The sequence below is a fragment of the Pedobacter ghigonis genome, assembly GCF_903166585.1.
GTDB lineage: Bacteria > Bacteroidota > Bacteroidia > Sphingobacteriales > Sphingobacteriaceae > Pedobacter > Pedobacter ghigonis.
In genome coordinates, this window is the sequence record NZ_CAESCM010000001.1 from 366,294 (window position 1) to 390,663 (window position 24,370).

The following is a 24,370-nucleotide window of genomic DNA, read 5'->3' on the forward strand; positions in this document are numbered from 1 at the left end:
TTTTTAATCCTGTCTCCATTAGTCGTTAACAAATTTTGGTTTCTCGGTTTTAAACCAGAAGATGATCTCCCAGTCGCCCTTTTCGTAAATATTATAGTTTAGCCCAATGATTGATTTTTGCAATACATTTCCAAAACCAATTCGCTCGAACCTGAATAAAGAACTGGCCTGTGCGCCCGAACTGGTCGTGTATTTGGTTGGAAAATCATTCAATGGGATAGGGTAAGCCACCTGATAGGTTACTTTTTCATTTGTTTTTACCATATTAAAACCGTGTACCACGTTATCCCATTGTGTTGTGGCAAATTTATTGGGATCAATGGTACGGAAAAGGGTGTCTACGAATTTGAAAGTAATGGTATTACCAGGCCCTCCACTGACTTTGTTGAACAATACCTGTATATCTGAACTACCCAGAAAACGGTTGGTGCGCTCGCCACGGATATTGCTGATGACTGATGGATTAACTGAAGTTCTTACCTCTTGTCCTGTAATGGCATCAAAGTTCGAAGGCTCGTAAGGCCTTTCTCTAAAAGGCCTCAACCTCATTTTCTGGAAATATCTTTTACCGCCAGAATTAGACATTTCTACATCGAATACGTAACCTGAATCTGGCTGCGATTTCACGAAATCCGATTTAGCAGCATCCCACATCAAAAACTGACCTGAGTGCTCCCTGATTTCGAAAAGTTTGTGATTTTCGACCCCTCTTTTGGCCTCTATTTCTTCGAGCGATTTTTCGCTACCATCGTAAGCTTTTTTCCAAATTTTAACCGGAAAATAATCGGTAAGTTCAGGGGCGGATTCGCCATTGAACCTCCGCATGTTTACAATTTTAAAATTTAAGGGCAAAGATGATGTGCCCGGGTTAAAGTTTCCGCTAAAAAGGTTATTCCGGCCCAAAACAGGCTCATATACCGTTTTTGTAAACTGGGTATCTTTACTAAGAGAGAGCGCGTCATCAGGCAGATTTCGCTTGCAGCCTGCTAAAATTATTACCAGCAGCATTAACAGATAATATAACTTTGATTGATATTTAACTAATTTCATTGCATTATTTGTTTAATTTGGTAGTAAAATCGCCAAAACCGAAAATGTGAGTCGGGCTTAAAATATTAATGATTCCATTACTGGTTTTGATGTTTACCGCATTGGTTACAGTTCTTTGCCAGTTGGTTTTTACGGTAAGGTTTTTAGGATCGGAAAAAGTAACGCTCACCGGCCCACCACCCTGATAGCCTGATGCGTTTTGTTTCTGATATTGGATATGCATCTGATACTTGAATTTGATCGAGCTTGCATAAGAGCCATCAAGGAAAGGCCTATAAAAATCGGTTGTGTTCCTACCAGCTATGATATACTTATCCATCATGATCTCCAACTCTGTTAGGTCAGCATTTTCTAAAGTCACCGCCGCTTTACCCTGTTCAGTTCTAACCTGATTAAGTTCATAAAGTGCAGCCGCAAAATTATCGTTGGTGGGTGCAAAAAGGGTTACCTTACTATCGCTAAGTGCTGTCTTTAAATCGGGAGTTCTATTCAATACCATCAACAGCGAACTGAATGTAGTTTGCTGGGTTTCCAGATACTGAACCACATTGCCGTTAAATTCAGTTATTTCGTTCTGATAGTCGCGGTATGGCGAATCTTTTTTACATGAGGACCAAACCAGGCAGGCCATCATCACTACTAATAAGTGTTTTATTCTGATATTTAATTTCATTGATATGCTAGTTATTGCCAGAAATTATTTTGTGTAATGTTTGGGTTGGCATTGATTACATCCTGCGAAACCGGCCAATAGATTGCCCCTGCGCTTTCGGCCTGTGCAAAACTTAGCGGCTGCCCGTTCTTGGTAATAAAGGTGCCAGCGGTTCTCTTAATTCTATTGTAGCGTACCAGATCATACCATCTCCAGCCCTCCCCCATTAATTCTCTCCTTCTTTCAGCAAAGATTTCGTTAATTAAATCTTTAGTTGAGCCATCGGGATACGGAATGTATCCCCTAAGTGCTGCTGCTTTGTTTAGGGCCGCAATGGCATTATCTCTTTGTCCCATTACTGCAAGAGCTTCGGCCCTTAAAAGTGTAATTTCCTCTAATCGTGTAAATAATACAGCCGATGAGAATACAGCATAATCACTGGTATTTGCCACTGCCTCAATAATCTTGATTTTACTGAACATAGGCCGCTGTGTACCATACTGTATAAAATAATTTTCTCTGTATAAGCCAGTCTGCGGATCTATGCTAAACCTTAAATCAGCAGGATTGGTAAAAATGCGGCGGATACTATCTTTAGGGACGTAAATCTCTGGCTGCGCTTTGGGCACAAATGGGGCAGCTAAGGTCAACTGCTCAATGTGGCCATTGGCAGATGAATACCCATAACCATATTCAAAAGCAAAACCAACCAACTGGGTTGCGCGTTTATATGCAAATGGATTAACCTGCTGGGTTTCATTAGTGCGTACGTTTAAGGTAAGTTCATTAATAGTCAGGTACCTGCAATTATAAGTAGTCACCCCTGGTTCTACCAACTGGGTATAATTATCCAATACAAACTTGGTATAGATATCTGTTTCCAGATAGTTTTGCTGCCAGGCAGTAACATGTGCCAGCAGACAATAAACTGAAATTCTGGTCATCAATGTGCCATACCAATTTGGATCGGTACTTACAGTAAGGCCGTAGTAAGCGCCTGGAAGAATTACATCCGAACCACCATACCTAAAGGGTACCACCTGTGCCGCAGCCAATAATTCCGTTTTACAGAACGACAACACTTTTTCTTTGGAAGCTCTTGGTGCTTTTATAAAGTCACCATCGTGGGTAGAAGTAAGCAAGGGCACATCGCCCCAGATCCGTACCATGTAGAAATATGCAAAAGCACGCAAAGCCCTGGCCTGAGCAATATCCACGTTGTTATTTGCTAGGGTGTATCGATTATCTAGTTTGGCTATTTGCGAGGAACGCTCTATAAATATGGTTGTCGCATTTACTACCGCGTAAAATCTTCTCCAGTTGGTAATGTTATTAATTACTGGGTAAGAAGCGTTCAGCCTTCCTTCTACGATGGCCTGCAAATCGGCACGGTTGATTGAAGCGAAATCGCCGTTTCTTAAATCCCCCATTAACCAGTGGCCGTTATCCGAGGCCAATGCATTACGCATTAAAGCATACATACCAATTAAATTTGCTTTGGCATCATCAATGGTTTTCCACGAATCGGTTTCTTTCTGTAGCCTTGTAGATTGCGTATCATCAATCTTCTTACACGCGCCACCGATTAATACCAGCATCAGTACAAAGACAACAGCGCTTTTGTGGTAAATTCTATTATGTTTTAAATTAAATGTCATGATTTCTTAATATCGATTATAAATCAAGTTTAAAGCCCAATACAAATGTTGTTGGGATATTGATATTTGCACCATCGTACATCCCGTTATAGTTTACCAATTCCGGATCTACACCGGAGAAATTGGTTAGGGTAAGCAAGTTTGTTCCGGTTGCATATAGATAAGCTCTCTTTATGGTAGATTTCTTTTTAAGCATACCGGTAAAATCATATCCAATAGTTACAGACCTCAGTTTGGCATATGAGGCGTTTTCCAAAAACAAATCCTGATCTTCACGGTAAGGCACTACAGAACTGAAAGGATTGTAGATTGGATAGGTTTTAGCATCATCAAAAGATTGCCATGCTGTAATTTCTCTAACTGAGGTGATGTTGTTTGCGGATTCCCGGTTAATAAAATCATATCGGGCAGCATCATATTGGTTTATCGCTTTTTGCCCAAGTGCAAAAAATATATTGAAATTAACATCGATTTTTTTATAGCTGAAGCTGTTGCTCCAACCACCAATAACTTTTGGCAACCGGTCACCAGTAATTACTTTATCATTGATATCAATATGGTAATCATTATTATAATCCACCCACCTCGGGTCGCCTGCTTTTAAGGTAATCCCATTGAAAGTCATTTTCTGTCCCGTGGCAGGATTGACAGGAACCTCTGCATCGGTATTATAGATACCATTATTGCTATACAACCAGTATGCGCTTGACGATGCCCCGACTTTTAATTTATTATTCTGATAAATCAACTCATCCAGGCCATTCGGCAATGCTCCAACTTTGTTCTTATTATAATTAATATTAAATCCAGTCGACCAGCTAAACCCATGTTTATTTTGTACAGGGGTACCGTTAATCAAGGCTTCGACACCCCTGTTATTGATTGTCAAACCCGATTTATACTCCGTAATATAACCTAACTCCTGTGGCACCGGTAAATTGATCACCTGTCGTTTATCCTCGCGGTTATATACGCTAAACGCGGCGCTCAACCGACCTTTGAGCATTGTAGCAGAAAGTGTGATGTTTGTGCGATCGGAAATGGGTAAAGGAATATTATACCCAACATAACCCGTTCCATAAGGGCGGGCCACCCCTATAAAGGTGCCATAACCTGGCAAGGTAGGCTCATCCGCCCAGCCATTAACAGTTGTATATTGAGGTCCCGCGGCAAAACGGTCGTCAATGAATGGGCGCACAGTGCGGCCCCATCCTGCGTTCAGATCCAGGGCGTTGAAGAATCTGTTTTTTGACAAAAACTGATTTTTAATGTTCCAGCTTCCGCTGAATGATGGAGCAAATAACCAGCGACTATCTGGCTGTCCGTTTGATGAACCATCACGGCGCAAAATGGCATCAAAACTTAGCAGGTTCTTATATTTATACTCTCCACTTGCATAGAGTGAAAACAAGCTACTGCGCTCTTTGTCTAAAAATCTGAAAACATAGAAGTCGCCGTAAGCATTTAAATAATCACTATTGCCAGAATTGCCGTTTACCTGAATAATTTTGATAAAATCATTTGGACCATTGTAACCCCTAGCATAATTATATTTATAGACGTCAGATTGGAATGATTGTCCTAGATCGGCCTTTAACTGATGATCAGGAATGCCCAAATCGAATTGATACGAAATGCGGTTATCCACGATTAACCTCTGGTTGTAACCAAAATAATTCGATACATAACTTATTCCTGCCAGCAATGTTGAGGGTAAAAAAACATCTCTGATACCTTCGGTATAATCACCGGATAAGGATGTAGTCAATGTTAAGCGGTTTAATTTAGCATTCAGTATCAGGTTGCCATTTATACCGGTGGTTCTATTTAGGTCAGTACTGCCATCCACTATACTAAGGTAAGCACCATAGCTATCCGAATTTGGGGATAATGGATTAGATAAATCGGGTATATACTGGGTTTCGGCAAAACGGTCGCGTAAGCTACTGTTTCGATTGCGATCAAGCCTGATCGCATTGATAGCGCTCGATACGGTTAACCATTTAAAGGGTGCCATATTGATCCCAACGGATAAATTATAACGACCAAGTTTAGTATTATCGGCATTTCCGGCATCTTGAGTTGCTGAACCGTAAAATCTAAAATTGGCTCGTTCAGAGCCACCTGTAATACCCAGGTTAGCATTATAGATGGGTGAGGTTTGATAATATTGTTTATCCCAGTTTGATGGCCCAAAATAGTCCAGGTTGGTTGAATCTCTTAAATAACTGGCATAGGTATTGTAATTTGCAGCGCTGGCATATTTCTGGTAGAAGGGTCTTCTGAAGTTATTATCATAAACACCATTGGTTGGGGCTACCGCTGGAGGGGTTACATAGCCAAAATAAGAATTAAAACTGATGTCGCGTGAACCACTTTTTGCACCTTTTGTAGTAATATAAATTGCTCCATTTGCAGCATTCGGGCCGAGTTTAGCCAATTCATATGGATCTTTGATTACGACAATAGAAGCAATGTTATCGATATTAATCTGAGATAAAAGGTTGTTCGCAGGTCCGATGCGCGTATAATCATATTTTTGCACATCGTATGCAAACGGATGATCCTGGGCAAGTGGCACACCGTTGAGGTAAACAGCTGGCTGTAATGCATACATATCCTTTTTACTGAATAATAGTGAAGAGGGTCCCTGAACTATTACGCTCTGTTCGGTTCCAGGCTCGCCAGATGTTTCCTGAATGTACACACCAGCAAGATTGCCCTTTACAATTTGTTGTAGTGAAGTATTTGGAACATGCTTTACCCTAGCTAAATCAAGAGTATCTCTCAATTTATTGAACTTGAGGAGAGATTTCATCATCTCACCTATTGTATCTGTTTGTTTGGCTTTCTTTGTGGTATCCTGCTGCTGAATATGGTAGCCATTAACCATAAGAGCCTCCCTGTTCGGGCTGGCAAACGCCATAGAAAGTCCAAAAACAGATAAAAACAAGACACATATAATGCTTGTAGAAATTTTAACCATTTTAAATAAAATTTAATATTAAAAATTTTGATTGTGTAGATAATACCTCTACCTAAATACGGAGCTTGTTAACCTAAGCATCCCCAGCTGGTGATAGCGTTCTCCATGGCAGAATGATGTCCGATCATCTATGGTCGCAATGAAGCAATTGAACTGATTGAAAGCAGGTCTGGTAGAGACCGGCTTGAAGCGTAATTTTTCATCATATAATTATTTTGTTGAGTTGGTTATGCATTCCCTAATAAAAGCTTATTTCTTACTACTGTCGCGATACAAAAGATTTGGTTCTTAATCTTCACCTAGTATTTAAACTAAACAAAGTTAACTTATACTAAACATCAAAACGGTTAGTTTTTAACTGATTTTGGCAATATTTTAGCATTATCTATCAGTCTTGCTAATTGTAGAATTTCTGACACCTTTGATAATGGCTATGTATTTCACCTGAGCCATAGCTATGCTTATTATCTCGTTTTGCTTTCGATAAAGTTATATTCAGGAAAAAATAAATAGATCAAACTGCCGATACAAAGTGGTTTCAAAACTCTGTACTACTAACTAATTAAAATTCAACAAATTAAAAGTATTGAAAATCAAAAAATGGATCGAATAAAGAAAGACAACCTGCTGGATATAAATTCTATGTTAAAAAAATAGCTGTCAGGTTTGATAGTCTTTCTTCTTATCTCTTTATGATTGATAAACAGCTTAGCTAAGATTAAATATGCAAGACGTATGTTTTGAAACGATGTCGAGCTAAATTCTGTGAGGATTGTAAAAAACTAAAAAGAATCTTGTTTTAAGCTCGGTCTTGTCGAATACCAAATTAAATTATCAAAATCCGACTTCTTGTTGAAATACACAACCTTGGTAAACTTTGTTTAAATCATCGACAGGCAGTATGTAAATTACGGATTTTGGCAAAAATGAGGAAGAACCAACTTTTCTATAAGAGAGTCCGTCAATCACCTAGTATCTTCAATGTACCGAGATTTGCATTTATGAAATATCATTGAAAAACCTATTTTCGAGTACATCTGTACTTGAACTGGGGATTTCATGAATAGTGGTTCTTCGTCACTTTTGGTCTGCGATCCGTTTACACCGGAACTGCTGAGGCAGCAGGAAAGTGTAGAACGCAGTGATGTGTTTAACTGTAGTTCTGTATTGGTGCAATTCCAATCTCCCAGGTATCGGGATGAAAGCATAACCCACATGGGTATGGCCTGACGATCATATCTATGCAAGCATGGGTTAAAAGATGGGTAACCGGAAGTCCGATCTGGAACCCCGTCGAGCAAAGTTGAATTAGATTACGAGAGAAACCTGTGTCTGAATCATCGTAATGGCGAAATAGCGAAAGGGACTGATTACGCTATCGCCAAAAGGTGCGGAATACCAGACTAATCTGAAAGTATCAAAGTTCAGATTGATACCAGTCAATTCCCGGTGAACAGCAGGAATCTAAGTTCAACGCAAAACAGGATTATGGAACGGAGTAACCACCATACCCGCTCTCAAGGTTAAGACTCTGAGTAGGCACTCAGCCGCATGCGACGTGTATGGGGAGGGATTGTTTCAGAAGCAAATGCCCAAAGTAATGTTTGGGATAAGCTGACGGAAACACGATTATTTGGAAGATAGAGTTGTAAGTAGCAGTAAATAAGTTATGAACCAAACTGAAAAGTTAAGGTATGAATTTGAATGGTCAAAGATCGATTGGAATACAACCGAACGGGCTGTTTTTAAGCTCCAAAAACGGATTTATCGAGCCTCCATAAGCGAAAAAAGTGATTTACACCACTAATTTAACAGCAGATATTTTAGTCTGCAATCAACCAGAGATCGAAAAATGATCATTAAGTTTATACAAGCAACATAAAATCTTCGCGCGCTGGTTCCCAATCATTATTTAAACAAACAGATATGGAATTAAATATCAGATAAGCGTTGTTAACCTCATGCGAGAATTTGGTCTTGGTAACTAGTTTCCTTATGAAAATCTTAAAAAATCCATTTTACTTATTTGTAATCAGTTTCACTCAATAGCCAATTGATTTGTATTTGTTTTACTGAATTATAGCAGTGTTTTATTAAATTTAATGGGGAGATTATCTAAGGTCTGAGACCGCACCTTAATCATGTTTCCAAATTACCTAATCGTTTAAATCCGGAAAAAGATGCAAAACCGAGCCAGGTGGCATGCGTCTTAAAATATAACATTTTGATTTTCAATTAATTTGCTTATATTTGGGAATAATTAAATAAAATATAATGCAACAAGGAACAGTAAAATTTTTCAATGAGACAAAAGGTTTTGGATTTATCGTGCCAGCTAATGGCGATGCAGAGCTTTTTGTACATGTATCTGGCTTAATAGACAATATTCGCGAGAATGATTCGGTAAGCTATGATGTAGAAGAGGGCAGAAAAGGCCTGAACGCAATCAACGTTAAGATAGGATAAGATAATAACCTTCATACATTGTTAAAAACATTCGCCCAAAAGGCGGATGTTTTTTTTTTTTGCCTCAAAATCCCTGTCTTCCAAGAAGGAACAAACAATATCGGGTTGTTGATCTTTAGATACTTGAAACAGATGCGATAAAATAATTCCATTAGCAAATAGGCTAATTCCTAAAAAGGCTTATTGTTACCGAGCTCATTCCACAATCGTTTCGAAAAAATAGTGCTGAGCTTCATAAAAAATAATGAACAAAAAACTTTAGGATAGGTGCTTTTAGTTACACACATTACAACTATACGCAATTAAATACAATAACAACCAAAAATTTCTTTATATGTCAAAAGCGCCTGAAGGGTGCACCCGGGCTTGGTAAACTCTTTTTTAAAAGAAGGGAATAAAGCGGAAAGCTCCTCATAGCGCTGTTTCTCGGTTTGGCTCTCCTCAGTAGAAAGATCATTTAAATCGGATTCACAAATTTGGTAAAGCTCCTCATAGGTGATCCCAAGTTCAGTGAACCGTTTGATGTACCCATCAACGGTCTTATGGTTAATCTTCAATAGAAGAGCTGCCTTCCTATTGCTGAATTTCTTTAGCTTTAATGCAATCAAAGTGCGAAGTTCCATGATATCAATTCGTTGTCCTGCCATGTATCTGCTTTTATATTTCAGACACAAGACTATAATAAATCATGGAAAGTGGCCCATTGACCTCCGTTTTTTAGAAGTCCGGAATAAATAATTTTGGCCCAAATTACCTCCGTTTTATATAAAGCTAAAACGGAAGGCTGGCCCAATGACCAGCGAAATAGAGCCTTTTTTTGGCCCAGTGAGGAATGAAATGGGTGGCCCGCTATGCAGCGAAATGAGTGGCCCAGTGACTTGCGTTATAGACAGGCCGCACTATGGTCCTTTATTCCAGGAATACCCTGTAAAAGTTCAAGTTCTTTATGGTAATAATTGCCGCAAAGGTCTAAAAGTTTATCCTTACACGCTGTCAATTGTTTTTGATAGAACTCAGCTTCCTCAAGGGCCATGCCCAATAGATCCATGTCAGTTGGGGATACTATTCCTGTAAGTGACTCTTTTATCGTCTGTACACCATGCTTATTTTTGGTACGGATATGCACCAATTCTATAAGTTCAACCGGATCTGTTTGTCCCAATGAAATTGCCTTTATTACCTTTCGCATTGATTTCCCGCCAATATCTGAGACATAATTACTCAAGCGTATATTACAGCACTGTAAGATAAGATCAATGGATTGGTCAGCACGCTGCAGGTTCCTGTTCAAATAGGTAATCCTACAGTTATACTGGCGGAATTCCTGAATATGCTGCTCAGGAATAAAACTGCCTCTAATTAGTCCTTTTTGCAGTACCGTTGCAATCCATTGGGCATCTTTCACATCCGTTTTCCTACCTGGAAGCTGCCTAATGAAATAAGGATTCACTAGCTTGACATCGAAATCTGTGTCAAGTACCCGCCAGATTGGAATCCAATAAATGCTAATGCTTTCCATGGCGACCTCTAAAACAAGATAACCTAAAAGGGTATCGCGAAGACGATCAAGTTCAGGAGTCAAAGTACCGAATACTTCTTCCAGCTTTTCACCCGTTTCTGTTAAAATGCACATAAAAACACTATTTTTATGTGCATCAAGACCACAACATCTTTCCATAATAACTTTGTTTTTTAGTTCATTATAAAGTTAATAAAGATTGATGGAGTGGTCTTCATTTTTATTGAACGCGATTATAATTCCTCCTTTTTTATATAAGTTTGAAACGATGCCCACATATCTTTTTACGAAGCTTTTTATTGGATCTTTTGACTTGTTGGGCTACAGGTAGCTTATTTGAATAACGAAACCGAATACCTTAGAAGTAAACTAGGCAACATACTGGCGGTTATAGAAAGTTGTTGAGTCGTGGCACGTACGAGGAACCGCCGCAGGGTTTTATTGCCAATATGAAGAAATCATTAATCCGGCGTCTCAATATTCCCAAATAAATTGTTTGTTATTTCAAACATATATGCTAAATTTGATTGAAATAACAATCTTTATGGAAAAAAGAGGGGTGATTTTATTCCCAAAATCTGAGCGATTATTGCAAGATATGGGTGAGAATCTAAAGCTTGCCCGAAAAAGGCGTAAGCTAAGTACGGAGCAGGTGGCTCAGAGGGCAAATATTGCCCGTTCCACGCTTTGGTTGGTTGAACGGGGTTCTCCCAGCGTTGCGATAGGTATTTATGTTCAAGTACTATTTGTGTTAGGATTGGAAAGAGATATCGCCAAACTTGGCGCCGATGACGAACTGGGGCACAAATTACAAGATGCCAAACTTCTGCAGAGCACATCTAGTAAACCTTTAAGAACAAGGAAATGAAGCAAAATAAAAATGATCACCGAGAGATTTGGGTTTTTGCAGATTGGTTAGGTCTTGAAGGACCGCTATTGATGGGGATACTTAGTTGTACTCTTTTAAGGCGTAAGGAAGTATTTTCTTTTGAGTACGATCAAAAGTGGCTTCTGTCAAAACAAAAGTTCATGATCGATCCCGATTTGCAATTTTTTCCAGGGCAGCAGTTCCTTCGGGAAGACAAATCTAATTTTGGGATATTTATGGATTCTTCTCCCGACCGCTGGGGTACAAAACTCATGATCCGTCGTGAAGCTATTGATGCCAGGATAGGTAGTCGCCCAGTGCGCACACTTCAAAATAGTGACTTTTTACTTGGTGTTTATGATCAGCACCGCATGGGTGCCCTACGTTTTAAGCTTGATCCAGATGGTCCATTTTTAGATGACGATCAAAACATGCCTGCTCCACCAATGACTGCTTTACGTGCACTTGAAGCAGCAAGCAAAAAACTCGAGGACGATGGTAATCTAGATGATCCCAATTACAGCAAATGGCTGAGTATGCTTGTCGCTCCAGGGGGATCGCTTGGAGGAGCAAGACCCAAATCTGGAGTGATTGGTACTGATGGGGCACTTTGGATTGCCAAGTTTCCAAGTGGAAACGATGATTACAACCTTGGGGCATGGGAATGGGTTGCTGCTCAATTAGCCCGGCAATGTAGAATTGAGGTTCCGGAGCATTTTTATCGGAAATTTTCCGGTAAACATTATACCTTCATTACAAAGAGATTCGACAGAGCACCAGCTGAAAAACGGATTCATTTTGCTTCAGCTATGACATTATTGGGACAGCAAGATGGAGCAGATCATGCCAGCGGCATCAGCTATCTCGATCTTGCAGAATTCATCAGTCGTCACGGTGCTAATCCTCAACAGGATCTGGAGCAACTATGGAGACGTATAGTTTTCAATATATGTATATCCAATACTGATGATCATTTAAGGAACCATGGTTTCTTATTAAGCGATCAAGGATGGATTTTGTCGCCCGCCTACGATGTTAATCCCGTTCCTAGCGGTTCAGGACTCACACTAAATGTATCTGAGGATGATAATTCTCTTGATCTCGAATTGGCAATTGATGTGGCTGATTATTTTCGCCTTGATAAAAAACATGCAAGGGAAATCGCAACTCAGATTGCCAAAGTAGTTGGGGAATGGTCGGCAGTTGCAAAAGAAGCGGAGATAAGTAAAGGAGAACGTGAAATGATGCGCCCTGCATTTGCGGCAGCTATTGATTTTTTGGATAAATAATTATTAGCAAAATGATTGTTATTTAAATCATTTACATTGATTTTGTTTGAAATAACAATCATTACATATCGAATGTAGTCATCCTTTTTTGTGAAAACGCTAGCAACAATTTCTGTCTGATAAACTATAATATGATATATTCGATTGTTATCAACTAATGAAATGAAAATAAAGATAATTAGTGACTTGCATCAGGAATTTGGGGTCTCAGATTTGGATTTTAGCAATGCTGATCTAGTTATCCTGGCTGGTGATACAAACTTAGGGACAAAAGGGATAGAATGGGTAAAGCAAAACATCCCTGATAAACCGGTAATATATTTATTGGGGAATCACGAATATTATAAAGGATCTTACCCGAAGACACTCAACAAAATACTTGAAGCATCCAAAAACTCAAATGTAAATGTTCTTGAAAATAATATGGTTGAGTTTGAAGGCATAAGGTTCCACGGTGCAACTTTGTGGACCGACTTTAGCTTATTTGGAAATCCTGTGGAGTCTGGCATTATTTGCCAGGCTAGAATGAACGATTATGCACAGATACGCCTTGATCCAGCATATTCAAAATTAAGATCAATAGATACTTACAAGATTCACCAAAAATCAAAATCTTGGCTACAAAAAAGTCTCAAGGAATCAAGCGGCTGTAAGAATGTGGTAATTACCCATCATGCTCCTAGTGTAAAGTCGATACCAGAGCCTGATAGAGATCATGCATTGTCAGCTGCCTATGCTTCAAACCTAGAAGATGTGATTTTGGAGCATCAGCCCTTGTATTGGATTCATGGCCATATCCATACGCCTACCAGATATACTATTGGTAACACTGAAATTATCTGTAATCCACATGGCTATTTGAGTGAGAAGCATAACGGCTATGACAAAGATTTGATCATTGAGGTTTAAAGTCTAAATGTAGAAGTTATTCAAGGTAATCATTTTTCTTTGAGCAAAAGCAGCGGTAGATCCACAGATCAATAAGCTAATAATATTTTTTCTAGAAACAATGCTTTGTGTTCACTATTCTTGACTGTTCATGTTACATGAACAGTCAAGAATAGTGAACATAAATACATTGAACACCGTAGAGGGTCATTGGCATTAAGCGGAGATTGCAGCATAGAGATAATGAGTTGGTCGTTATGGCTCATCAATTATTCATCTCTAGGGATTTCCAAAGGACCACTATGCTCGGAAATTTACCCATAAAAAGGCCCCCAAATAGGTCTAACCTTTTGAGGGTGGTGTAAATATAGAGGTCTTTACAGTTGCTTAGCTACTAGTATCCCAAGTTTCAGGGTCAATAAAATTTCGACCTGGGGTATTCCAGCATGCTTCTGCAGGATCTTCATTTTTATATACTTGAAGATGTAAATGAATACCTGTAATATTTGTTCCGGCTGGAGCCCTTTTTCCAGTTTTACCCAATATGGTATCTTTGGTCACCTTATCTTTCTCCTTTACCGCAATACTTGAGCAATGAAGATATTGGAGTGTAACTGTTGAATCATGATCTGGTTTAATGGTAATGGTGCCCCAATCACCCCCTACAGGTGCCACCACTTTACCACTTACCCCCGCCTTAAAATCTTTCTCTACACCACCACTCCCAAAGTCGGTTCCCTTATGTGGACAACCATCCCGATCTTCTCCAAATTTGGCTGTAATTTTGGTTAAACCAACCTTGGCTGCTGTAAAACCCCCTGAAGTCTTATGGACAGCATCTTTTTTTCTTTTTTTCATATATATTTAGTTTTTTAAGGTTATTACTTTCTTCTCAGCATTGTTAAAAAGTAGCTCTAGTGTATCGCATCAATGCTAAACTGAAGCCTCTCTCCAAAAAATAAAATTATTGATTACGTTTACTCCATAAACATGTTGAATTTCTCCGTTTACAAGTAATGGCGGCAGATCTGCTAGCTTTAAACTATTATGGCATTCGATTTCATAAATCACAATTCGATGCTTACCAAACAGCACTTTTTCAAACCAGATACCAAATTGTACCTCAAAGCTCTGGTCAGCATGAGATAAAGGAAATTTATCCAGGCCAGTTAACAATGGATGGTAACGAAGTTCAACTCCCTGCGCCTCTCTTCCAACATCTGTTCCATCTAACTTGTATTGCTTTTTAAACAGTTTAGAAGGAATAACTTCCCAAAAGTCGCTATTTCCTTCCTCCTGAACACAAAGTACAAATTCAGATTTAAGTTCTTTTTTGGCTACATTGTCTTTAAAGTATAGACTGCTAATAGCTCCGGAAAGAGAGAATCTATCAATAGATTTATGCTTGAAGAGTACGAATGGATTTTTAAAACTCCTTCTTGGCCTGATAGCAAAGAAATCAGCCTTCACTGGATCTGATACCCGCAAATCTTCTGCATAAGCTGACGCAGTATCAGCCACACTTCCACTCTGCATTGCATAGTTCGCAGATCGCGGCTGATAGTTAACCAGTCCAAGTTGTATAAAAGGGCTATGAAGGTCTAATTTCGCTTTATTCTTGATCTTTAATTCAATGTCTATATACCAAAGCCCCTGACTAGCATCATAATCAGGAGTGTAACTGATCATTCCGATTACTTCAGCATTAGAAGTATAAAAGTCATCAAACTTCGGATCAAACTTTTCAATGTAACGTTCTTCTAAAATATTAGCATCAACATTAAAATTCGCTCTACCGAGTTGATTGTTGGAAAGCGCCAATCGATCTCCAAAATTGTCCATTACTGAATCTATTCCGGCATGACTTACACAGCCTTTCAATTGATTTCGATAAATAGACTTACCATCGTTGATTAATATTCCCAAACGGCCATCTTTACCCATCAACGAGTTATGATAGTAAATCCGGTAACGCTCATAATAACTTACAGCAAGTTTCTGATCATCCCTAACAATTAATGGTATAATCTTTTCTACCACAGGAATCTCTGGTTTTAGATTATTGAAAAGATACCCAGCACTCGCTGTGTTTTCTAAACCTGGTTTAGAATAGCTAATAGGGTTAAAAACCGTTGCAGGCTTAGTTGTTTCCTTTGACCACCGTCCAAAATACTCCTTATTAATCTGGTTTTTCTCATTGGCATTAATGTCTTCGAAATACGAAACATATTTGGAGGTATTGCGTACCTTGAAAACTGACGGTGTAAAATAGTGTATTGGAAAAGAAGGCTCAAATTCGAAAACTATGGTATTTTTAAGGTTGCTTGAAGCAATCTCGTCAGCTCCAATTTTACTTGGATGGGGCGAGGAGGAATCTTCTGGGTTTTTGAACTCATATTTACCCAAAAACACAAAGCCTCCGGTAGCCGCATCGTTCTTCTTCTCAGCGATGCTTCTTTGAGCTTTACGCTTATTTAAGCTATAATCCTCCCAAAGACCATATAATTCCAACTCTCCTGTTGGTTGTGTCCCCTGAACCTGTAGTTCCCCCCAATGGTTAAGGTGTTCAAAATTCAACTCTACTTTCGCCGTTACAGAATTTACAACACGGTTGGGTGTGCCTTTCTTGTACTTAGTAAAAAGTATATCCAAAATCTCCGGTTCGAAAAGTGGCTTCTGAAGAGCTGACGTAAAACTTAATACTATCACACCACAATGAAGTGGATTTACAGTCATATCACTTTCCATTTCCTCTTGTAAAGTTTTGAGCAAAACTGGTGCTTGCTCAAAACAAGCGAAATCTTTATGGTAAGTTGGTCTGCATTCTGCGAAAATTTGTTTTCCTTCCGGTACATAAATTGTTAATACCTGTGTTTTTAAATCCTTGGCAACATAGGCCGTTTTAGGCTTTGATCGTACGAGCTTAATCGTCCAAGGCTGTAATTGAGGGTAAAAACCTTTTTTAAGCTCGCAAAACGTGTCGGGATAAATGGTTCTATCCGCACACTGGATACAATCTTTATCATAAAAGAATTTAAAATTAAAGCCGTTTACGATAGGATCAGGCAGGTAATTTAATTTACCTGAGTAAACCGGAGGTTGAGCAGTCCCACCGCAATAGGCACCACAGTTCTGTTTGCAGGTTTTCCCTTTTAACTCATCTCCAGGTTTTAATTCGCATTGATATTTGTTATAAAAAGGGTATAGTGCCAAAGAGGAAAGATTTCTACTTTTAGCGAAGGAATCATTATTTTCAAAGTCATACCACAAATAGGTTTGAAAGGTAGGTACAGGTGGCGGAGATAATAAGCGAATACATTCGTCATTGTTAAGCAGCGTTCCTTTACGGATTACCAAATCATTCACCGTTTCTCCGGTATACTGTGGTTTAGTTTTTTTGGTGCCAGGATGAAAAATATCTTCGTTCATTGAAACAATGATATCTTTGATATGCTCATGGCGCAAGAATTTTGCGGGTTCAGAAATATATCCATTTAGTGATGCAGTGTGCTGAATAAGCCAATTCTCGTCTACCGGTGAATAGCCATTTATGTACTGCATGGCCATTACATATTCATAAGTTCTTGTTTCACTAAACTTTAGGTTTGGCACTGTTTTCTCATCACCTTGCGATTTGAAAACGAAATCCCTTGCTAACACATACTTTGCATTTACCTTCCTTTTAAAAGGAAAATAATCTTCAGCTATTAGCTTCTTATTTGCCAGAACTACAGCTGTTCTTTCTGGTGGCGATGCATTTACTTTTTCTGCAAAGTCCAATACTTCCTCATCTTTTTGGGTTTGTTCATCTTCATACTCCTTTTCATAATGTTTTAAAGGATTTCGGCTGCTAACGGTTGTGCCATCGAAATGAAATAGAAATCCTGTATTAACCCCTTGTAGTTGAGGATCATTAGTGGCCGGGTCTACCACTAAGCTATTTATAAAAGAGTCGGTATTGATTGCAATATCAGTTTTTTCAAAAACCTTATTTAGTTTTAAGGCTTCTCCAAAATATTCTTTAACCCTACTTAATGAATGCCAATTGGAAACAACCTTACCATCTTCTTTGATACGCTGATAAATAACAAATCCGTTTAAAATATCGTGTTCATAAATGTCAGTAGCTGGCCTGGTTGTTTGATTTGGATCATATTTTAACCACTCTTCATCTGTTACAACTAGCTGATGTCCCTTGGTCTGTATATTAACGACTCGATTATTCAATTTTGCCGCCGCTTTATTAAGCGTATTCAAGATGATCTGACTGGACTGGATAGCCACTTTTTCAGTAGATTTTAAATTAGGATCAATTGCTGCCTTCGATTTTAAAAACATTGCGGAATCTAACTTCAGGTTGGCGAGCGTAGGATTCTGCCTGATGCTGTCCTTTGCCTGGGCATAATTACGTACCAAACTCTCCGATTCGTGCGTAATGATCCTAGTTTTATCTGCAAGTCTTGCAAGTGCACCAGCATAAAATTTTTGATATTCAACATCTATTGGTGCTGGTAGAATTGCGTTAAGACCTGGTTCCTTTACAACCTTTGTTCTATATTGAAAATCTACATTATCGTTAATTAATTTATGGAGCGGGTTTGTATTGTTAGCTAAAGATAATTCTACACTTAGTTCACTAGAGTTAAACTCTGATATTGGAATTTCAAAATCAACAAGGGTCCCCAAAAATCTACGAATCCCCAAATTCCCACCAAGTTTATGTACCGCTTCTTTGATATAAATAGGCTCGTTTATTACAGAGGCGGCTATCCGCTGGAAACCAATCATTAACCTCATTGCTTTTTGATTCTCAGGTGATAGCTTGGCCAGTGCTTCTGGAGCGAATTTAGTGATCTGATTATGCTTATAAAGATCTGCTGCTTTGCCCATTTCTATAAACCTCAGCTTGTTCGCATCAATATCTGCCTGATACGCAGCTCCAATACCCTCCATTACCGATTTAGGTAATATTTTTGAACTCGCCAAAAGTGGGTGTGATTCGATGCCGATCATTACCCTATCTACACTTTCTGGAAAAATTGCCTTAGAAGCTAAAAAATTTTTCTTCATGGCCTCGGTTATTGGGGCAATTGTAGGGTAAGCGGAAATGACCAACGGCAGTGGTTGACTTGGCAAAACCCTAAGAGTATCTGTGCTAGCTGTACCTACCCTTAACGGGTCAACTTCCTTCTTTCTAGGGACGAAACTCTCCTTTGCTACCTCATGGTAACCTAAAAATTCGGCCCAGAGTTTTGCTGCATCTTTTGCAGCATTAACATCAAGCTGTTTTCTTGCAATTAGCGGAATATCCTTTCCCTTTGCCTGTCTAAGGATCAGCTGGCCATTTTTATGCATAAATCTGGCCAATTCAGGAAATTGAAGAACAGTTTCTTTCCACCGGGTAATCTCTTTTTCGTCAGTTTGTTTGCCAGTTAATACATCATGTTCAGTATTCAGTTCAAAACATAGTGAGAGCTGAAATTTCCCATCCTTAACTTCCCCTGGAACAATGAAAATGTTAAATGTCGTTGTAGCCATGTTTTAATGCCTGTAAAATGTGTGATTAAATTTTGTCCATTCACTTGATGTCAAAGCCTGGTACTCATCTTCCAAAAAACTGTAATCGAAGAGATCGTTTTCAGTTTCTCTCAGCGTTTTAACCAGGCTAGACAATCCACTGCGTTCATTACTACTTCGTTTACTTTCAGCGCCTGCCAATTTTTTCGAATAGGAGCCTGTAAAAGATTTTCTTACAAAGCCTAGTTTGGCAGAATAGGTTACCTTGCAGCCTCCTGTCACATAGCTATTGTGGCTTCTTACGTACATATATAACTTAGCGGAAGCGCTGATAATCCAAACACTCAATACCCCTTCAGCAACAAAGTAACCTTCCAGAATTACGCCTGTATCATCCTTCCTAAAAAACAGCCCAATCATAAACCTGACTTCTCCTTTGATTGGCCCTAGCTGAATTCCAACAATGGCTCCCATCTCAATCGCCATTTCTATAGATTTTAACCCATTTTTCGGCTGGGCGGTCAACGCGCAATAAAATCCCCCTCCATAAATTCCCGCTGCTATCGTTGCTTTAGCTTCAGGTTTTGCCAACATAAAAGTCAGCTCCATGGGTTTACGATCGAAAAATATTTGCAGGATAACACTAATGGAAATATTAGAGAACATAAAACCAGGTGTAGAAATACTAAACACTGGAGAGGTGTAGCCAATCCCTACGTTGGTTGGTCGGATCATAATACTAAAACCATCTCCAAGCCCTCCCATCAGTTCTTCTAATTTTTGTACAAAAGATAATGCTCCATCGAACTTCACATCCCTTATGCCCACATTCATTTTAGTCTTTACCGATGAGCCTGTTACAAAATTCAGATGAGCAAAATCTACTGTAAGCGCACTTAAAAAGGTAAGACTAAAGTTCGTTAAAGAATTCTCCGCATAAGTATCGATCCTATCGATAACATTGGGAAAATTCAATGGATTGATATGTACAATTGTTTTTACGTCGGCTTTGAGCTTGGTTGGCGGGTTAGATTGCGGATTAAATTGAAGAATACCCATGTTAGCGGTTTTAAAATTACCAGTCTCCCATTGATATTTAAACTCTTCAGTTTTAGGTGTAGTTAAGATTTTTTTGATCCGGTCGAACTCCGCTTTAAGGGCTCTTATTCTACTGATATCAGTTATTCCCTCAAGCCTTGCATACATTTCCTTTTCGATCTGCTCAACTACGTTTTTGGCCCGATTGACAAGTAAAGCCTCATAAGCTTTGAGATTAGTAGTCAGGGTTGACACTGCCCCATCAAATTCGGTTTTAAGCGACTCTATCAACCGAGCTTTTTGTGCAGCACCAAATAAATTTATTGCTTTGATTTCATCAGTTATTGCCTTTTCAATTTCTTCAGTAACACTTTTCTCAATATTGCCAACGCTTTCCCAGGCCGTTTTTAAGGTTTGGAGCTCAGCTTTTGGATCAACTATAAATCCTATGTACTCTTGTAATTTAGCCTCCCTTTCCTTTGCCTTTTTGATCGCCAAATACTCCGCTTGTTTCAATACGTTCTTTAATTCCGATAGCGTAGTACTTTCTAGATCGGCAAAATCACGCTTCATCTCTTCGTACTTGTCTACGTAGTAAGAAAAAGAGGCTTTACTTAACAATCTGAGTACACTAAAAAATTGCTCGGCAGCAGCCCTTTCTACCTCATCTGTAATCCCCACAATCAGTTCGTTATAACAGAGAAGTATCGTTTTTACCTTTTCATATAACGAATTTCGAATTGAATCCTGAAGTTTCGTTAATTGGGTCCGGCGGGCATTTACCTCTGCTTTCAACGCTACTTCGCCAGCAATATACCGAGCCAATAGTCTATCGTATTTTTCCTGCAACAACAAAATACCTTCAGATAAATCTGTTTTTGAGAAATAGGTTTCAAAACTTACACCGATCAGTATATCTACCCGACCACTTTTAATATCTGCAAGTGGTTTTTTAAACTGAGCAACCGCAGCATCTATATCTGTGAAGACTTTCGAGTCTATGAGCATTAAACGGGCTTTAAGCTCCTCTTCGGAATCGGGTAATTTGGCAATTAGCGCTTTCAATTTGCCTTCAAAGGTGACCCCATGCGTGGTAAGGTATGCTTTAAAACCGTCAAAATTAGGTCGAAGATTGTAAATCTCCCGAACAACCTCATCTATAGCAGTTTGTTTAGCTTTAGCTAGTTCTGCATTAAGGTAGTTGAATGCATTTAACCGCTCCTTTTCAAAAGCCAATTTGGCCGCAGTTTTAATTTTATTTACATCGGGAATTAATGTCAAAAAATCATTTTTGGCAGCATTTAGTCTTGTGGTTACCTCAAGCAGGGTTGTTTTACCTGCGTCGTAAATATTTTTTAGCCTGATAATCTCTTTGCTAACCGCTTCAACTTTTGCAATGGCTTCCAATATAATTGGGATATTGGTAAGTTCCTTAACATAAGCTTCAAAATTTTCAATCTGTGCCAAAAGTTTATCAGCGGCGAAAGCAGGTGTTCCTCCTGCATCAGAAATTTCACCTAAAATACTGATGATGCTGACGCCGACGATTTCTGCATCCGTACTAAAAATATCTATGGCCTTTAAAACTTTGTCAACTGAAGCATCTTTAGCTAAGTTTTTTTTTTGTTTCCACTGTTCATTTATATCTTCTGGATAGGTAAGTCCCTCTTCACCAAAAGCAATTAATTTATTCTTGATCCCAGGATTGATCATTCCTCCAGTGCGATCGCCAGCTTCATTAAAAACTTCTTTAATTCTTTGGTAACCATTATTTAAGGAAGTAATTGTTTCAAGATTAGCATCAGTACCACCAGCAAAATTTCTGATCTTCCCTGCCATGAAATCTGGACATTGTTCTAAAATAACCTTTGCGGGATTTCCATTAACTTCAAAAAATCTGGAAAGGTATGCTTTATTGAACTTAATCAGCGATGGCAACGGGCTTTGACTATACTGCTGATAATGATCTATGTAAACCTTTGCACGTGAAATTTGTGGATAGATTACAAAATCGGCCCGATCAAACACATTTTTTATTCCTGGTATTGGGTTGGCTACAGTGAAATAGTAATCGCTGTACTCAGCTTTTAGTTGATTGATCTTATTATCTATTCCACTGTTTTGGGCATCTAGTGTAGGGTCATCTGGCGTAAAGGCTATCAACTGGTCCTGCAAATTCATCCTGAACTTGACACCATCATCAAATTTTGCCATATCCGATGTCAATAGCGATGACAGATCCTTACTACAGAAAAAATCTCTTCTCATGAAGAAAATCGGATGTTTTACCGCTTTGTCTGTTTTTTTGCCATTCTGATCATAATAGTCAAATTCCAACTGCATTAGATCAGCATTTGTACCGGAGGAAAATTCAGTGTATACCCAGAAATTGTTAGCGCAATCCTGTACTACTTTGATCGGAGGGGTTCGTTTAAACCTGGTTGTAATCCTACTAAAATAGACCTGATTATCGTAATGTTCAAGCTTTGGCGCTCCAGAAATCTCCTTTGGGGCGGTATACTTAAAATCCACTCGTGGTTTATTCGAAGGCGAAGGAAATGGCTTATCGGTTTCAATAATTTCAACAAATTCCTTGTAATCAACGAAACAAACTCCTCCTATTTCTTTTCGTTCAGCAATTTTAACGTGTAATGCTTTTTGAGCTGTGGGTGCAATTACCCCTATCCTAGAAACTTTAATAAAATTATCTCTACCATCCTGAAAATGATGCTCGTATTCCACTAGTGAAATGCTTGGATCGATTCCATCAAGGTTATGATTTTTATAAGAAAATTTTAAAGTTGCGCCTGATGCCCCCAGTAGGAACGGACCTTTTGCTTTGATATCGAACCGCTCTTCTGTGTTACTTTGTTGATTTAAAAACAATAATTCAACTTCATCAAGTAGCGATGGCAAATAATTGTCGTCAGGTATCCCCGCAGTTACGCAAGCACAGGGATCACTTGGACTGGGAATTTTAAATTTTGCATCACTAAAAAGACCAATCGCTCTGAGTGCGGGAGGCACAGTTATTGGGGTGGTACCATCAATTTTTTGAATAAACCGCATTTCAAGATTCCCTCGCTCTAAAACACGGCGTTTGATTGGCGATTGATCCTTGGGGTAAACAAAAAAAGTTTGATCGGATATCTGATAATCATTTTGCGTTATCGTGATAGCGATGTCTTTATTATTCTTATGCGGAGCGATTAATAAACCTGCAGGAAGTTCAAAAAAACTCAAATATCTGGTATCATCACCTAATAATTTGGCAATTATGCTCTTGTAATGATCTATTTGAATGAGCGCCTTTTCAAGAGTAGGTTTAATAAAAGCCTGATCCACAACGGCTGGAGAAGCAAATGACTGAAAATTACCTTTTTGGTCAAATGTGCTTAAAAGTTTAAAAGCGCTCTGGTTTTCCCAATCCAATAGCTCAGCGGTACGGTACTTGATCTTTCTTTTTTTTAATTTTCCCTTCCAATCTGGCCAAAGCTCAAAAGCTAGAAATGAGTGTCCTGATAGTTTAGCATCCTGTTGCTTAATGGGGGCAGTGTTTGAAGCTGGCTGAATAAAATACTTTTCATGTAGACTTTGGGGTGGCAGCTGGACAACAATAAAAGCATCCTTTGATGTTGGCACTAAATGGTTGCCATCAAACTCAAGGTTAAAGAGATAGATACTTAAATTAAGTCCATTCTCTTTGTTGATATGAATCCCTCTGGCGAGAAGCCTACTATTTCGTTCGGTTGGTTCACAGCCCTCGAGCATGCCCACCATGGGATAAAGTGCGGCCACTGTACCTGTTTGTACAAGAAATGTGCGCCTTGAAATTTGCTTCATAACTGAGAGTATTAATAGGAAAACATTTTAACGAAAGTTTGTTATTTCGCGGTAATTCATGGCCCTGAAATCGATTGGGCAGCAATGAAAGTAATTAAGGTAAGGGCTGCTCAAGAATTTGCCTTGATTGGTAATATTTCGGAAACTTTTCGGATCTGCGTTATCTTGAAATACAGTTGCAGCTTACTTTTCAAATCACAAAAAGAATTAGCTGAGAAGTCACTATTCCAAGCAAAAATGTGCCATGCAAATCAGAGATAAAGCATTTTATTATTGCTCCCTTGTTTCCGCTTTATGCTCTTCCTCGGCAATATGGTGGTTAGTTCGATTGTCTCTTACTATTTTATCACCAGAATAACCACCTATCCTTTTTCCCTAAGTTATACAATATGTGTAGTAAATATTTACTTTTTTGCTTGCAGTTGTATGTAGCTTGTCTTGGCCCATGTTGTTTGTTTATTTACCTTCAAGTTAATTATTATAATAGGGCAAACAAATACCTAAAACTAGGTATTTGTTTGCCCTATTATAACTTAACATATTATAGAAGATGACTTTCCTGAAGACACCAACTCTGATCCGCAAGTAGGGTTTAA

The 24,370-nt window shown here is 38.8% G+C and carries 14 protein-coding genes; 5 read left to right on the plus strand and 9 right to left on the minus strand.

The window, feature by feature from the left end; genetic code table 11:
- Positions 1 to 18: 18 nt before the first annotated feature.
- Genes HWV58_RS01585 through HWV58_RS01600 form a run of 4 tightly spaced genes read right to left on the minus strand, consistent with a single transcriptional unit; the run spans position 19 to position 6,346 of the window.
- Positions 19 to 1,050 (minus strand): DUF5007 domain-containing protein, encoded by a 1,032-nt coding sequence (locus HWV58_RS01585; RefSeq protein ID WP_175632378.1) that lies wholly within the window; start codon positions 1,048 to 1,050, stop codon positions 19 to 21.
- A 4-nt stretch (positions 1,051 to 1,054) separates the two neighbouring features.
- A complete protein-coding gene (locus HWV58_RS01590) occupies positions 1,055 to 1,723 on the minus strand; it encodes a fasciclin domain-containing protein (RefSeq protein WP_175632379.1) in 669 nt (222 codons plus the stop codon).
- 11 nt (positions 1,724 to 1,734) lie between these two features.
- Positions 1,735 to 3,360, minus strand: a complete 1,626-nt coding sequence (locus tag HWV58_RS01595; RefSeq protein WP_175632380.1) for a RagB/SusD family nutrient uptake outer membrane protein — start codon at positions 3,358 to 3,360, stop codon at positions 1,735 to 1,737.
- A 16-nt stretch (positions 3,361 to 3,376) separates the two neighbouring features.
- The gene (locus HWV58_RS01600) at positions 3,377 to 6,346 is read right to left on the minus strand and encodes a SusC/RagA family TonB-linked outer membrane protein (RefSeq protein ID WP_175632381.1); all 2,970 of its coding nucleotides are present in this window, start codon (positions 6,344 to 6,346) and stop codon (positions 3,377 to 3,379) included.
- 1,669 nt (positions 6,347 to 8,015) lie between these two features.
- Here HWV58_RS01600 and HWV58_RS24590 point away from each other — a divergent pair.
- On the plus strand, positions 8,016 to 8,153 hold the full coding sequence (locus HWV58_RS24590; RefSeq protein WP_175632382.1) for a reverse transcriptase N-terminal domain-containing protein: 138 nt from the start codon (positions 8,016 to 8,018) through the stop codon (positions 8,151 to 8,153).
- A 467-nt stretch (positions 8,154 to 8,620) separates the two neighbouring features.
- Positions 8,621 to 8,812 carry a cold-shock protein gene (locus HWV58_RS01610; RefSeq protein ID WP_121281998.1) on the plus strand — a complete coding sequence of 64 codons (192 nt, stop codon included), beginning with the start codon at positions 8,621 to 8,623 and terminating at the stop codon, positions 8,810 to 8,812.
- A gap of 302 nt (positions 8,813 to 9,114) precedes the next feature.
- Here HWV58_RS01610 and HWV58_RS01615 read toward each other — a convergent pair whose 3' ends face one another.
- Together HWV58_RS01615 and HWV58_RS01620 are read right to left on the minus strand one after the other, a co-directional pair.
- Positions 9,115 to 9,459, minus strand: a complete 345-nt coding sequence (locus HWV58_RS01615) for a hypothetical protein (protein WP_175632383.1) — start codon at positions 9,457 to 9,459, stop codon at positions 9,115 to 9,117.
- A 236-nt stretch (positions 9,460 to 9,695) separates the two neighbouring features.
- Positions 9,696 to 10,490, minus strand: a complete 795-nt coding sequence (locus HWV58_RS01620; protein WP_175632384.1) for an IS110 family transposase — start codon at positions 10,488 to 10,490, stop codon at positions 9,696 to 9,698.
- A gap of 355 nt (positions 10,491 to 10,845) precedes the next feature.
- On the opposite strand from HWV58_RS01620, the gene HWV58_RS01625 reads away from it, so the two are divergent.
- The 3 genes from HWV58_RS01625 (at position 10,846) to HWV58_RS01635 (ending at position 13,397) form a co-directional block, all read left to right on the plus strand.
- Positions 10,846 to 11,199, plus strand: a complete 354-nt coding sequence (locus tag HWV58_RS01625) for a helix-turn-helix domain-containing protein (RefSeq protein ID WP_235972617.1) — start codon at positions 10,846 to 10,848, stop codon at positions 11,197 to 11,199.
- A complete protein-coding gene (locus HWV58_RS01630; RefSeq protein WP_175632385.1) occupies positions 11,196 to 12,488 on the plus strand; it encodes a type II toxin-antitoxin system HipA family toxin in 1,293 nt (430 codons plus the stop codon). Before HWV58_RS01625 ends, HWV58_RS01630 begins: the two co-directional genes overlap by 4 nt.
- Positions 12,489 to 12,650: 162 nt before the next feature.
- Positions 12,651 to 13,397: a metallophosphoesterase gene (locus tag HWV58_RS01635; protein ID WP_175632386.1), complete on the plus strand. Its 747-nt coding sequence runs from the start codon at positions 12,651 to 12,653 to the stop codon at positions 13,395 to 13,397.
- A 366-nt stretch (positions 13,398 to 13,763) separates the two neighbouring features.
- On the opposite strand, the gene HWV58_RS01640 is transcribed toward HWV58_RS01635, so the two are convergent.
- The 3 genes from HWV58_RS01640 to HWV58_RS01650 form a co-directional block, all read right to left on the minus strand.
- Positions 13,764 to 14,234: a M23 family metallopeptidase gene (locus HWV58_RS01640; RefSeq protein ID WP_175632387.1), complete on the minus strand. Its 471-nt coding sequence runs from the start codon at positions 14,232 to 14,234 to the stop codon at positions 13,764 to 13,766.
- A 75-nt stretch (positions 14,235 to 14,309) separates the two neighbouring features.
- Entirely contained in the window at positions 14,310 to 18,914 is a 4,605-nt protein-coding gene (locus HWV58_RS01645; protein WP_175632388.1) for a hypothetical protein, read from the minus strand.
- Positions 18,915 to 18,917: 3 nt separating this feature from the next.
- The gene (locus HWV58_RS01650; RefSeq protein ID WP_175632389.1) at positions 18,918 to 23,774 is read right to left on the minus strand and encodes an AAA family ATPase; all 4,857 of its coding nucleotides are present in this window, start codon (positions 23,772 to 23,774) and stop codon (positions 18,918 to 18,920) included.
- Positions 23,775 to 24,370 lie beyond the last annotated feature (596 nt).

Coding starts and splice junctions, on each gene's coding strand:
- HWV58_RS01585 (WP_175632378.1), bottom strand. CDS start 1,050: ATGAAATTAGTTAAATATCAATCAAAGTTATATTATCTGTTAATGCTG.
- HWV58_RS01590 (WP_175632379.1), bottom strand. CDS start 1,723: ATGAAATTAAATATCAGAATAAAACACTTATTAGTAGTGATGATGGCC.
- HWV58_RS01595 (WP_175632380.1), bottom strand. CDS start 3,360: ATGACATTTAATTTAAAACATAATAGAATTTACCACAAAAGCGCTGTT.
- HWV58_RS01600 (WP_175632381.1), bottom strand. CDS start 6,346: ATGGTTAAAATTTCTACAAGCATTATATGTGTCTTGTTTTTATCTGTT.
- HWV58_RS24590 (WP_175632382.1), top strand. CDS start 8,016: ATGAACCAAACTGAAAAGTTAAGGTATGAATTTGAATGGTCAAAGATC.
- HWV58_RS01610 (WP_121281998.1), top strand. CDS start 8,621: ATGCAACAAGGAACAGTAAAATTTTTCAATGAGACAAAAGGTTTTGGA.
- HWV58_RS01615 (WP_175632383.1), bottom strand. CDS start 9,459: ATGGCAGGACAACGAATTGATATCATGGAACTTCGCACTTTGATTGCA.
- HWV58_RS01620 (WP_175632384.1), bottom strand. CDS start 10,490: ATGGAAAGATGTTGTGGTCTTGATGCACATAAAAATAGTGTTTTTATG.
- HWV58_RS01625 (WP_235972617.1), top strand. CDS start 10,846: ATGCTAAATTTGATTGAAATAACAATCTTTATGGAAAAAAGAGGGGTG.
- HWV58_RS01630 (WP_175632385.1), top strand. CDS start 11,196: ATGAAGCAAAATAAAAATGATCACCGAGAGATTTGGGTTTTTGCAGAT.
- HWV58_RS01635 (WP_175632386.1), top strand. CDS start 12,651: ATGAAAATAAAGATAATTAGTGACTTGCATCAGGAATTTGGGGTCTCA.
- HWV58_RS01640 (WP_175632387.1), bottom strand. CDS start 14,234: ATGAAAAAAAGAAAAAAAGATGCTGTCCATAAGACTTCAGGGGGTTTT.
- HWV58_RS01645 (WP_175632388.1), bottom strand. CDS start 18,914: ATGGCTACAACGACATTTAACATTTTCATTGTTCCAGGGGAAGTTAAG.
- HWV58_RS01650 (WP_175632389.1), bottom strand. CDS start 23,774: ATGAAGCAAATTTCAAGGCGCACATTTCTTGTACAAACAGGTACAGTG.